The sequence below is a fragment of the Streptomyces purpurogeneiscleroticus genome (assembly GCF_020024005.1).
GTDB classification, from domain to species: Bacteria; Actinomycetota; Actinomycetes; order Streptomycetales; family Streptomycetaceae; genus Streptomyces; species Streptomyces purpurogeneiscleroticus.
Window position 1 is genome coordinate 1 of the sequence record NZ_NHSG01000445.1, and the last position, 11,338, is coordinate 11,338.

The 11,338-nt window shown below is 68.3% G+C and carries 12 protein-coding genes; 3 read left to right on the forward strand and 9 right to left on the reverse strand.

Annotation, left to right across the window (positions count from 1 at the left end; all coding sequences use genetic code 11):
- Window positions 1-56 precede the first annotated feature (56 nt).
- Window positions 57-1,238 (forward strand): FAD-binding oxidoreductase, encoded by a 1,182-nt coding sequence (locus tag CCS38_RS32880; RefSeq protein WP_223736982.1) that lies wholly within the window; start codon window positions 57-59, stop codon window positions 1,236-1,238.
- 73 nt (window positions 1,239-1,311) lie between these two features.
- On the forward strand, window positions 1,312-2,661 hold the full coding sequence (locus CCS38_RS32885; protein ID WP_223736983.1) for a (Fe-S)-binding protein: 1,350 nt from the start codon (window positions 1,312-1,314) through the stop codon (window positions 2,659-2,661).
- Window positions 2,662-2,776: 115 nt separating this feature from the next.
- Here CCS38_RS32885 and CCS38_RS32890 read toward each other — a convergent pair whose 3' ends face one another.
- From CCS38_RS32890 to CCS38_RS32930, 9 genes are all read right to left on the reverse strand, one after another.
- Window positions 2,777-3,430 (reverse strand): GntR family transcriptional regulator, encoded by a 654-nt coding sequence (locus CCS38_RS32890; protein ID WP_223736986.1) that lies wholly within the window; start codon window positions 3,428-3,430, stop codon window positions 2,777-2,779.
- A gap of 334 nt (window positions 3,431-3,764) precedes the next feature.
- A complete protein-coding gene (locus tag CCS38_RS32895; protein ID WP_223736987.1) occupies window positions 3,765-4,232 on the reverse strand; it encodes a VOC family protein in 468 nt (155 codons plus the stop codon).
- A gap of 102 nt (window positions 4,233-4,334) precedes the next feature.
- Window positions 4,335-4,517, reverse strand: coding sequence for a hypothetical protein (locus tag CCS38_RS32900; protein WP_223736989.1), 183 nt, complete (start codon window positions 4,515-4,517; stop codon window positions 4,335-4,337).
- Between the two features lie 164 nt (window positions 4,518-4,681).
- Window positions 4,682-4,954 carry a DUF6510 family protein gene (locus CCS38_RS32905; RefSeq protein WP_223736990.1) on the reverse strand — a complete coding sequence of 91 codons (273 nt, stop codon included), beginning with the start codon at window positions 4,952-4,954 and terminating at the stop codon, window positions 4,682-4,684.
- A gap of 10 nt (window positions 4,955-4,964) precedes the next feature.
- The gene (locus CCS38_RS32910; RefSeq protein ID WP_223736991.1) at window positions 4,965-5,717 is read right to left on the reverse strand and encodes a ferredoxin reductase; all 753 of its coding nucleotides are present in this window, start codon (window positions 5,715-5,717) and stop codon (window positions 4,965-4,967) included.
- A complete protein-coding gene (locus tag CCS38_RS32915) occupies window positions 5,687-6,286 on the reverse strand; it encodes a sulfite oxidase-like oxidoreductase (protein WP_223736993.1) in 600 nt (199 codons plus the stop codon). Before CCS38_RS32915 ends, CCS38_RS32910 begins: the two co-directional genes overlap by 31 nt.
- Window positions 6,287-6,364: 78 nt before the next feature.
- Window positions 6,365-7,573, reverse strand: a complete 1,209-nt coding sequence (locus CCS38_RS32920) for a cation:proton antiporter (protein WP_223736994.1) — start codon at window positions 7,571-7,573, stop codon at window positions 6,365-6,367.
- 557 nt (window positions 7,574-8,130) lie between these two features.
- The gene (locus CCS38_RS35815) at window positions 8,131-8,292 is read right to left on the reverse strand and encodes a hypothetical protein (RefSeq protein ID WP_372457186.1); all 162 of its coding nucleotides are present in this window, start codon (window positions 8,290-8,292) and stop codon (window positions 8,131-8,133) included.
- Window positions 8,293-8,627: 335 nt separating this feature from the next.
- The gene (locus CCS38_RS32930; protein WP_223736995.1) at window positions 8,628-9,197 is read right to left on the reverse strand and encodes an EF-hand domain-containing protein; all 570 of its coding nucleotides are present in this window, start codon (window positions 9,195-9,197) and stop codon (window positions 8,628-8,630) included.
- A 187-nt stretch (window positions 9,198-9,384) separates the two neighbouring features.
- Between CCS38_RS32930 and cqsA the strand changes: the two genes are divergently transcribed.
- A complete protein-coding gene (cqsA, locus tag CCS38_RS32935) occupies window positions 9,385-10,578 on the forward strand; it encodes an alpha-hydroxyketone-type quorum-sensing autoinducer synthase (RefSeq protein WP_223736997.1) in 1,194 nt (397 codons plus the stop codon).
- Window positions 10,579-11,338: the final 760 nt, after the last annotated feature.

The following is an 11,338-nucleotide window of genomic DNA, read 5'->3' on the forward strand; positions in this document are numbered from 1 at the left end:
GGCCCCTACCGCCCCCACCCGCTGGAAACAGCTGGCCTGATCGAACGGATGTGACGATGACAGTGGCCACACCTCACACCCAGCTGCATGCACGGCCCGCCACGTTGACGGACCTGCAGACCCTGCTCGCCGACACCACCGCCAGCCACCCGAAGGTCCGCATCGTGGCCGCCGGCACCGCGAGCCGATGGGGCGCTGCACCCACTCCCGCCGACCTCGCCCTGGACACACGCCAACTGCAGGGCATCATCCGCTACAACCCGACCGACATGACCATCGCCGTCCGGGCCGGTACCCCGATGGCCCACCTGCAGCACGAGCTGGCCGCCCAGGGACAGCGAGTCGCCTTCGACGCCGCCCGGACCGACGCCGGAGCCACCATCGGCGGGCTGATCGCCACCGCGGACGCAGGCCCTGCCCAACAGGCCTACGGCACCCTGCGCGACCTGGTCATCGGCGCGACGATCGTCCTGGCCGACGGCACCGAGGTCCACAGCGGCGGGCACGTCATCAAGAATGTCGCCGGATACGACCTCGCCAAGCTCTTCAACGGCTCCTTCGGCACCCTCGGCGTCCTGGCCGACGTCGTCCTGCGCCTGCATCCGCTGCCGCGCACCAGCGCCACCCTCCGCCTCCCCGCCACTGCCGCCAACGCCGTCCACCTGGGCGGCCGCATCATCGCCGCGGCCCTGGAGCCCGCAGCCCTGGAGTGGTGCCACGACCATCTGCTGGTGCGCTTCGAGGGCGGCCGGGAAGGCGTCGAGGACCGCCTGGCAGCCGTCGCCCAACTCGCCCACATGTCCGGGGACGTGCTCTGGGCCGACGAGCAGGCCGCCGCCTGGCAGCCCGTACGCGAGAACACGCTGGGCCACCCCGGCGACACCGTGCTGCGCATCGGAAGCCTGCCCACTCACGGCGCCCGACTCATCGGCGCCGCCACCATGCTGGCCGCGAGCGGGGGACTGCACCTCGAAACGACCAGCAGCGTCGGCGTCGGCGTCCACACGCTGCGCGTCCACGGCGCAGCCCGCGCCGCCCACGACCGGTTCCTCACCGCAGTGCGGGCCGAAGCGACAGGCCTGGGCGCCACGGTGACCGTACGCCGCCGCGACGGGCTGTCCGCCGACGCCGATGCGTGGGGCCCGCCCTCACCGGCCGTCCCCGTCATGCGCGCCATCAAGCGGCACTTCGACCCGGGCGCACGCTTCGGCGCCGGCCGCCTCGCGCCGTGGCTGTGACACCCCTACCCGGCACGGCCCCATGGCCGAGGACGGCAGCACCCCGCACCACCTGGACACCTCTGGAGAGGCCATGAGCGAGACCCCCCACCAGCCGCAGTCAGGCCCCGGGTCCTTCGACGACCACCACCCGCCCGCCCAGAACCTGCTGGACGACTGCGTCCACTGCGGCTTCTGCCTGCCCACCTGCCCCACCTACGTGGTCACTGGCGAGGAAATGGAATCCCCGCGCGGCCGCATCTACCTGATGGATCTGGCGGCCAAGGGTGAGATCCCCCTGGACGACGCCTTCAGCTCCCGCATCGACTCCTGCCTGGGCTGCCTGGCCTGCACCACCGCCTGCCCCTCCGGCGTCCAGTACGACAAGCTGATCGAGGCCGTACGGCCGCAGATCGAACGCAACGTCCCTCGCCAACCCCTCGACCAGCTCTTCCGCACCCTCATATTCAAGCTTTTCCCCTACCCCGCCCGCCTGCGCCTGGCCGCCCTGGGCGGCATCGCCTACCAAAAGCTCGGCATCCGCGCCCTGCTCCACCGGCTCGGCATCATCCAACGCCTGCCCGCCCGGCTGCAGACCCTGGAGGCCCTGCTGCCCCCGGTCACGCTACGGAACCTCTTCCGCCACACGCCCGCCTTCGCCGCGGCCACCACGACCGCCCCTGCACGGCTGCGCGTCGGACTGCTGGCTGGATGCGCCCAGCGCGTGTTCTTCGGCGACGTCAACGCCGCGACCATCCGGGTCCTGGCGGCCGAAGGGTGCGACGTCTACATCCCCCAGGACCGCCAGTGCTGCGGCGCCCTGAGTATGCACGCCGGACAGGAGGACGACGGTCTGGCACGGGCGCGCGGAACCATCGACATGTTCGAGCGCTACGACCTCGACGTCGTCGTCGCCAACGTCGCCGGCTGCGGCTCCACCCTTAAGGAATACGGAGATCTGCTGGCCGACGACCCGGACTACCAGGAGCGGGCGGCCGCGTTCTCGGCCCGCGTGCGCGATATCAGCGAGCTCCTCGCCGAACTGACGCCGCTGGCCGAACGTCACCCTCTGCCGCTGCGCGTCGCCTACCACGACGCCTGCCACCTCTCCAACGCCCAGCGCATCCGCTCCCAGCCCCGCCAGGTCCTGCGGGCCATTCCCGGCCTGGAGGTCGCCGACATCGCCGAGGCGGAGATCTGCTGCGGCTCGGCCGGCATCTACAACCTGGTCCAGCCCGAAAAGGCCGAGGAACTCGGGCGGCGCAAGGCGGCCAACCTGCACGACGCGCACCCCGACGCGATCGCCACCGCGAATGCGGGCTGCCTGCTGCAGATCCGCCGCTACATCGACCAGGGCGTTCCGCTGGTTCACCCCGTCCAGCTGATCGACGCCGCCATCCGGGGCGTCAACCCCTTCCCCACCGTCGTCGACGACGCCGGCTGACCAGGCCGCCCGCCCTCCCTGCCTCTCGGGCGGCCACCCCGGCGGCGCCGGAGAACACACCGCACTGCTCTCCGGCGCCGCACCCTTGCCGGGACAGGACAGCGGCAGGCGGCTGTTACGCCAGGCCGAGTGCCGCACGTGTGCTGGCGAGATGGGCCCGCACAGCCGCCTGGGCGCGTTCGCCGTCACCGGCACGCACCGCCTCCGCGATCTCAGCGTGCTCGGCCAGGATCGTCTCGCTCCGCCCCGGGTCGGCCACGACGGAATCGGCGATCATGCGGACCTGCCGGTCCCGCAGCGACGTGTAGAGCTGCAGGAACAGAGCGTTGTCGGCGGCCGTGAGCAGGCTCGTGTGAAACAGTCTGTCCTCTTCCAGGAAGCCCTCGACATCGCCCGTGCCGAACAGCTCACGCTGCCGGCCCAGATGCTCGGCGAGCTCCTTGTCCAGCGCCTCGCGCGGTGCGGCAGGACCGTCGCTCAGCTTGCGCACCGCGAACTGCTCCAACACCTCGCGGGCCTCCAGCACGGAACGGATCTCGCGGGGGGAGACCGCCACCACCAGAGCACCGCGCTGCGGGTAGAGCCTCAGCAGCCCCTCGATCTCCAGGCGCAGAAAGGCCTCCCGCACCGGGGTCCGTGACATCTGCAGTTCCTTGGAGACGTCGCCTTCACTGATCAGGTCGCCGCCCTCATACGCCCCGCGCAGCACTTGGCGCTTGACGTAGTCGTACGCCCGGTCCTTCGCGGCCTGCTTCACGCCTTCGGCCACCGCGCCCTCCAAGCCTGCTGCATTCGTGTGAGATTCAAGTCCTATCCAGTGTAGATCCCAGTCACTTCTCAGCCGTCGACCGACTGCTCGTGCCTGGCCGGCCGTCACCCCGCCCAGTAGAACGCCGTGTCGTCCTGTGCGTAGTGCATCGCCCTTCCCCGCGGGCAGCCGGCCGTTCACGGCCGAGAAACCGTGCCCGCTTACCGCCGCACCAGCTGCTCGGTGCTCCGGAGTGGGTGAAGCGGGACGGCGGCCCGGCTCTTGCCTACAGCGGACCGGCGCGCGTGCAGGCGCGACAAGTAAGACGTCGCGCCTGCGTAAATCCCACTCCTGGTCACCTGCGCGAGCGACCGGATCCGGCGGGTGGGTCGGCGAACACGCCCTGGAGCATGCCGGTGGCCTGGCCGACTTCGATGAGGTAACCGTCGGGGTCGCGCAGATAGCAGCGCAGTTCGGCCTTGCGGTCGAGGGGCTCTGTGAGGAATTCCGCGCCTTTGGCGACGGCGTTGGTGTAGAAGGCGCCGATGTCGGCGACGCGGACGTTGAGAAAACTGGACACGGTGTCGTTGTTCTCCGGCGGTGCAAGGGTCACGCCGGGCTTGTCGGGGGTGGGTCCGCCTCCGGGGTTCATGATGATCCAGCTGTTGGCTACCTTCACGATGACCGGGTTCTCCGCCAGCACGACCTCGCCGCCGAAGATGTCGGCGTAGAAGCGCCGCGATGTCGCGACGTCGCGCACGGTCAGGAAGTGGGTGAGGATGAGCCCGTGCTCAGGTGCAGGCAGATCGCGATGAGTCGTCATCGCTGTGGCCCTTTCTGTGGGGGAGAGCCAGACGGAGCGCACCGGGCCGCACCGTGTACATGCCCGGAGTGGCCCAGCCCGAATAACCCGGCCGGACTCCGCCTATGACGCCGAGGTCCGGCCGCGCTCCTGCCAGTACGGGGGGAAGGGCACCGCGGTCGACAGCCGGCACAGACGCCGGCGCAGCTCGGTCCGGCCGGGCTGCTCGGCGACGCCGGCGCCCTGCAGCCTGGTGCGCCAGCGGTCGATGCCCTGTTCCGGCCGCTGGTCGCGGCGTGAGGGCATGTCGATGCTGGTGCCGGTGAGTTCGGCTCGGTGCTGCCACAGCAACTGGTAGGCGCAAGGCTCGCTGGTGCGCAGGAAGGTGACGATCAGGAAGTCGACGATGTCGGGGGTGCGTCATCGGCGAGGCGAGATCTTGCAGGCGGTCGTTGTTGTCTGCCATGGGTTCATGCCGGTGTGGGGATCTTGAGGTAATCCAGTCCGCCGGCGTCGAGCCATATCTCGGCGGGGGAGCGGACCAGGCGAAGCAGAACGCTCTCGCAGCCGGGACAGCGCAGCACCATCCCGGGACCGTCGAGGTATGCATGGGTTTGGCCCAGAACCATCTGTTTGCTGCAGTCGCTGCATCGTCCGGAAGCCGTGGTCATGTCGGTCCCGAACAGAGATTCGAGATCCCCTGCGGCGGCATTGCCGTCAAGGAAGTCAGGCGTCAGGGACATGGGTGTCTCCTCATCCGCTGGGTCCAAAACGCTCGGTGCGGATACGGGCGGGGTGGTGGCCGAGGGCCACCAGCAGGCCGGCGGCTTTTTCGACGAAGCCGGTGGGACCGCAGACGTAGCAGGTGGGTTCGAAGTCCGGTGGCCACCCGGTGCTTGACAGGTCCGAAGCGGTGATCTGCCCGGGGGGCCGCGGCCACTGTGGTGGGGTGAGGCGGGTATAGAGGTACGTCTTGTCGAGGCCCGGGTCGTCCCGTCTCAACTCGGCTGTGAAGAGCTGGTGCTCAGGGCTGCGTACGGAGTACACCAACCGGAAGGGCGTACGGCTGGCGACCGCGCGGCGCATGCGGATCATCGCCATCAGTGGCACCAGGCCGGAGCCGCCGCCCACAAGCAGAATCGGTTCCTTCTGCTCCGGGCGCCACACGAACCAGCCGCCGACCGGCCCGCGCAGTTCCACCACGTCGCCCACTGCGAGTTCGTCCGTCAGGTACGGAGAGACCTCGCCTTCCTTGAAGCGCTGAACGGTCAGCTCGACGCTCTCGCCCTCGGGGGCCGACGCCAGTGAGTAACTGCGCTGTGTGCTGTAGCCGTCCTCCGCCGTGAGTCGCACATCGACATGCTGTCCCGCCAGATGACCCGGCCAGCCGGGCACCTCGAAAACAAGCGTGCGCGCCGCCTCGGACTCGACGCGCCTGTCGGTCAGACGGGCTGTCTTCCAGCGCAGCCGGTCGCCTAGTCGCCGTGATACCGCTGCTCGCGCCATGGGTCCCCATAGTCGTGGTAGCCGATGTTCTCCCAGAAGCCCCGTTCTTCCTCGGCGAGCAGCTGGATGCCGTGCACCCACTTGGCGGACTTCCAGAAGTACAGGTGCGGAATCAGCAGCCTGGCGGGGCCGCCGTGCTCCGGCGCGAGTTCCTCGCCGTCGTAGCGGTACGCGATCCATGCCTGCCCGTCGAGAAGGTCCTCCAGGGGCACGTTGGTGGAGTAATCGCCGTAGGACTGAACGAGCGTGTATTCGGCACTGGTCTCCACGTCCTCCATAAGGACGTCCAAGGACACTCCCTGCCACTCCGTGTCGAACTTCGACCACTTGGTGACACAGTGCAGGTCAACGGTCGGCGTCTGGCTGGGCAACGCCATGAACTCCGCCCAGTTCCAGCTGTGCCGTACGCCCGTCTCTGTGCGGATGGTGAACTCCCACTCGTCAAGGTTCACGGTGGGGGTGGGTCCTGCGGAAAGAACGGGGAAGTCGGTGGTCTCGTACTGCCCGGGAGGCAGTCTGTGCTGGGTATCCCGCGCTCGGCCGCGGAATCCGCGCGAAATGACGGGCATGTTGTGCCCCCATTCTCCGAAGTGGGCGGCTTCCATACTCCAGCACATCGCGCAGCACAGCCAGCGTCTCGGCAGACATCAATGCGGCTCCTCCTCCCTTCCCCGCCTCGCGGATCTCTGTGAATGGTTCAGCAAGGGCAGCGCCGCCAGGGGAAACACGATCACGGACATGAGGCCCGCTGCCACCAGCGCGGCTGCGTTGGCCGGTCGGATCGCGTCCAGCCTCAACCCGATCGTTGTCGCCGCCACGATCACGGGGAGGGAAGTGGCCTGCAAGAGTCCGCTGGCCATGATTTCCCCACGCGAGAGGCCCGCGCTGCGGTAGGCCAACGCAGGCAGTCCACGAACAAGGAGGAGCGCGGCGAGGAACATCGGTATCCGCAGCACCGTCCCGGCGTCCGCGAACAGCGCTCCCAGGTCGAACTGGATACCGCTGGTCACGAAGAAGACCGGGACAAGGAATCCATAGCCGAGGCCCGCCAGTTTGACGTGGAACTGCGGATGCGTCTGTTCGGCGTCGGGGTCGACCAGCCGCAGCACGGCCCCCGCAATGAAGGCACCCAAAATGGCTTCGAATCCGAGATGCAGAGCGACCGCGGACAGACCAACAATCAGCACCATTGTCAAGCGGACCCGGATCTGGGCGCTCGTGTCCGCCAGGTGCACTACGGCCTGGGACAGCCACATGGAGCGCCCTGCACGCATCGATGCCACCACGATGAGCGTCACCAGGCAAGCAAGGCCGAGCAACAGAAGCAGCCTGGAGGCCGGACCCGATGAATGCTCTGAGAAGAACAACGACAGCAGCACCACAGCGCTGATCTCACCTGCAGAGGCTCCACCGATGATCAGTTGGCCGACTGGCCGGTCGACCGCGTCGGCGTCCTTCAGGATCGGAACCAGAAGCCCCAATGACGTGGCCACCAGCGCCGTGCCGATCAGCAGTGGGCTCTCGACCAGACCGGCGAAGTCCAGCCCCCAGCCAACGGCCCCCGCCAGCGCAACTGTGCCCGCCAGGCCCATACCGACGAGCCGCGCCCGCGGCCCGTGCAGTTGCTGGAAATCGATCTCGAGCCCGGCAAGGAACAGCAGGAAGCTCAGTCCGATGATCGACAACGCCTGAACGGTGGCGTCCGGCTGCACCAGATTCAGCACCGCCGGACCAAGGACGACGCCGGCCACGATTTCGAGGACCGGCCCAGGGAGGGGGACTCGGGGCACCATGGCAAGGAGGAATGGGACGCCGGCGGCCACCGCGAGAACGGTGACCAGATTGTCGTACGACATCGTGACTCCGGCGGCCGGGCGGCAGGGCGGCAGGGCGGCAGGCTCTGACCAACATTGCCTCACCCCCCATGATGTGCGGTCCCTTCTCCGGGGCCCAGGCCACGACCCCACTCAGCCATGGAGACCAACCGATGGTCGCCAGCAGCCTTACTCCTCTCGGCAACGCCGGTGGCGTGCGCCGCACGGTCCTGGTGAGAGAGCCTGTCCTGCGCTGTACGCCACGGCTGCGGAAGCCAACAGAGATACATGTTCGCGAGCCTGGTACACCCCGGCCACGCGAAAGGTATCTCCGGCCGCGGACAGACGGTCTGCGGCCGTGGCGCCCCCCCAGCACGACGGCTCGTATTCCCTCGCTCCCAGTGTGCAGCGCTGCGAGGTAGGCGGCGTAGACCTCACGCCGGGTCTTCTGTGAGAGAAGAGCGCGCTCGCGGCGCCATCGAATGCGTTCGGCCAGCGAAGTGACTGAGGCGCCGAGGACCGTACCGAGCAGAGCAGGCAGAGAGGCTGACCAACTCATATGGCGAGTGTAGAGCGCTCACCCACCGATCGACCGTCGCTCATTCCGCCCACTCCACGCCCAGCTGCCGTAGCGCGTCCAGCTGTTCCTGGGTGGGTTTGTCGCGCCTTGACTTGGTGTTGGAGACCGATACGCCCAGCTTCACGACCACCGGCTGCGCCTCGCCGGCGATCGCGATTTCCTCGCTGTGGCCGCGAGGCATTGCCCGGTCGGCACCTTCCCGCTCCACCCACTGCGCGAGGCTTTCAGGCCCGCTGGAACGCCTGCTCGCCTTGGTCGGGCCTTCCCGTCGCTTGCTGCCGGGGCGGGAGACACCTCCTCGAGTGGCTTGATGCCCAGCGTGGACAGCCGTTCCTGCTGCTCGGGCAGGAGCCGAGCCCACGTGCCCGGCTGTTTTTGCTGCTGAAGCCACTTGCCGATGTCGTCGCAGTCCAACAGCACACCGGGCTGGATCTCGGGCAGACTGCCGTCGGCCTTGAGGTCGGGGGAACCGCCTTCCGGGACGCCCCGGACGGGGCCTGAGCCCTGAGCAGGGGCTCAGAGGGGCCCGAAGAGCCAGTTTCCGGGTGAGTCGGGCTTGCTGCTCGTGTAGTACTCCTCGGTGGCCTGCCGCAGCTCCTGCTCGTCCAGCTCTCCGCTGTCGTCGTGGTCCAACTGCCGGAAGCCGTACTCCAGGTCCTCGGGCGTAATCCCGAAGGCCGACTCGTACATGAGCCGATACTCGTCAACGTCGATCCGTCCGTTGCCGTTGACGTCGACGAGATCCATCCAAGCGGCGACGACCTCGCTCAGATCGGCAAGGAACTTCCCCCGGTTCTCACTCGCGGCCGCCCGGAACCCGCGGGTGAACTCGGCGACGTCCACATAGCCGTTACCGTCGTCGTCCATACCTGCGAGATGGTCCTGCCAGATCCGGCGCAAGGCGTTGCGCAGCCGCTCCTTGCGAGCGGGGTCGTCCCCCCTCTCGAAGGCCGCCGCCAGCCGGTCGGCGAGGACCAGCAGATCGCCCTCGACCAGCTCACCGTTGGCGTCCGAATCCATCAGCTCAAACGCCCGTTCCAGCTTGCGGTCGAGGATGTCGGTGGTCTTCGTGATCGCTTCCGTCATGCGTCCTCCTCAGAACCCGGGACGGGTCGGATTCCCGCCCGGCCGGGGGAGGCATGCCCGTGCGCGAGCGACCGAACGCGCCCCGCGCGGGTGGTTTGCAGGGCGCGCGGTATACCTGTGTGCACCCCATCGGGGTGACCTGTTCCCCGCCCGGAATGCCTGACGCCGGGATGGGCACGCCCTCGACATGGTCATCCCCATTCCGCCCCAGTCGCGCCACCGCGTAGACCGTTTCATCCGTTACCGGGTCCCCAAGGACTGGGGCGGAGACCACCTCTTCTGGGGGCGTCCCCCGGGACCGGACGCCGTGATCGTCGACAACAACGACTACCTGCACCTGGCGCGCGACCGCCGCATCATCGAGGCCATGACCGGACGGCTCGACGCCGCGGGCACCAGCACCCTGATGTCCGGCATCCTCCTCTTCGGCGACCATCCGCAGCTGTCCTTGGAGCAGGAGCTGGCCGCGCACATGGGTGCCCCGGCCGGCATCCTCTGCCAGTCCGGCTGGGCCGCCAACACCGGCCTGCTGCAGGCCATCGCCGACCCGTCGACACCGGTCTACATCGATGTCATCGCGCACATGTCCCTGTGGGAGGGAGCCCACGCGGCACGGGCCAAGACCCGGCTGTTCCGCCACAACGACCTCGCCCATCTGCGCCGGCGCATCGCCGACCACGGCCCCGGCATCATCGCCGTCGACGGGGTGTACTCGTCGGACGGCAGCCTCGCTCCACTGGCGGAACTCGCCGTCATCGCCGCGGAGAGCAGCTGCGTGTTGCTCGTCGACGAGTCGCACTCGCTGGGGGTGCACGGGGAGCGGGGCGAGGGCATCGTCGCGGCGCTCGGCCTGCAGGACGCGGTGCACTTCCGCACCGTCAGCCTGTCGAAGGCGTTCGCCGGCCGGGCTGGACTGATCACCTGCTGCGACCCCGACTTCGTCGACTACTTCAAGCACGAGTCGTATCCAGCGGTATTCAGTTCCACCCTGCTGCCACACGATCTGGCCGGCCTGCAGGCCGCGCTTGCCGCCGTACGGGAGGACGGGTGGCGGCGCGAGCGACTGCACCATGTCACCGAGTGGGTACGGCAGGAGCTGACGGCCGGCGGGATCGATCTGCACGGCTCGCAGACACAGATCCTCCCGCTGGAGGCCGGAACGGAGCGGCAGGCCATCAAACTGCGCGACGCGATGATGTCCCGCGGGGTGTTCCCGTCGCCGTTCGGCCCGCCGGCCACTTCACGGCGCCGAGCAACGATGCGGGTATCGCTGCATGCCGGCCTCACCGACGCGCAGGTGGAGCGGCTGGTCGAGGTCTGCCTGGCCGTACGCCCACTCCTCAGCAGCACGACCCGCGCTCAGCAGACAGCAGCAACCTGAGCGATCGCACATCGCGCCGTCCAGAGCAGTTCACCCACCAGGCCGAGGTGCTGCGTGATTCTCTGAATGCTGGAGCAACGAACGCGGAAGAGGAACTGGTGGTCCCTGTTATGCCCAGTCGATGCCTAGTTCCCGTAGTGCGGCGCTGTCCAGGAGGGCTATTTCTGATCTGGAGGGGCGTTGTGACCTGCGGTGATCAGTTAGATGGCTGGCTCGCCGCAGTAGACGGACGCGTGGGGCGGCGCCGCGCTGGCCCGTCGCGCCGTTGACCTGTGGGTGTTGACGTGTGGGTTGTCAGGTTGGCAGTTGTGTGATCAGTTTTGGTCGTTTGTATTGAGTGCTGATCATCTCTAACGAGCGTGGGTATGTCGGAGGTTTGGCCGGGGCGGTGTACCCCTGGCAAGGGCCGCCCCGACACGAACGGCGGCGCATCGCGGCGTGGCCACAGTCGTTAGGCGGGAGTGGAGCTCTCATTGTTGGTGTGCGGCGCGGCAGGCACGTCGTGTCGGACCTGGAGGGCTCGGGGCGCAGAGCGGGCCCACGGCGGTGGGACGTGGTTGCGGTGATAGGGGTGCCAGGACAGCCGGTCGTGGGCCGCCGGTGCGTCGTCTCTCGTGTGATCGCTGCGCCTGTCTGGGAAAGCGTGCGAGACAACCCGGAAGGAAACCGATGTCATGCAGGTGAGTGGTGTGCATCATGCCTACCGTCGCCGGCCGGTGCTGCGGGGAGTTGATCTCAGCTTGGAGCGGGGGGTCCTGGC

Excerpts from the sequence above, each read along its gene's own strand:
- CCS38_RS32930 (WP_223736995.1), bottom strand. The coding sequence starts at position 9,197 with ATGACGGAAGCGATCACGAAGACCACCGACATCCTCGACCGCAAGCTG.
- CCS38_RS32905 (WP_223736990.1), bottom strand. The coding sequence starts at position 4,954 with ATGTCCCTGACGCCTGACTTCCTTGACGGCAATGCCGCCGCAGGGGAT.
- CCS38_RS32900 (WP_223736989.1), bottom strand. The coding sequence starts at position 4,517 with ATGCCCTCACGCCGCGACCAGCGGCCGGAACAGGGCATCGACCGCTGG.
- CCS38_RS32910 (WP_223736991.1), bottom strand. The coding sequence starts at position 5,717 with ATGGCGCGAGCAGCGGTATCACGGCGACTAGGCGACCGGCTGCGCTGG.
- CCS38_RS35815 (WP_372457186.1), bottom strand. The coding sequence starts at position 8,292 with ATGCCTCGCGGCCACAGCGAGGAAATCGCGATCGCCGGCGAGGCGCAG.
- CCS38_RS32920 (WP_223736994.1), bottom strand. The coding sequence starts at position 7,573 with ATGTCGTACGACAATCTGGTCACCGTTCTCGCGGTGGCCGCCGGCGTC.
- CCS38_RS32895 (WP_223736987.1), bottom strand. The coding sequence starts at position 4,232 with ATGACGACTCATCGCGATCTGCCTGCACCTGAGCACGGGCTCATCCTC.
- cqsA (WP_223736997.1), top strand. The coding sequence starts at position 9,385 with ATGGTCATCCCCATTCCGCCCCAGTCGCGCCACCGCGTAGACCGTTTC.
- CCS38_RS32880 (WP_223736982.1), top strand. The coding sequence starts at position 57 with ATGACAGTGGCCACACCTCACACCCAGCTGCATGCACGGCCCGCCACG.
- CCS38_RS32915 (WP_223736993.1), bottom strand. The coding sequence starts at position 6,286 with ATGCCCGTCATTTCGCGCGGATTCCGCGGCCGAGCGCGGGATACCCAG.
- CCS38_RS32885 (WP_223736983.1), top strand. The coding sequence starts at position 1,312 with ATGAGCGAGACCCCCCACCAGCCGCAGTCAGGCCCCGGGTCCTTCGAC.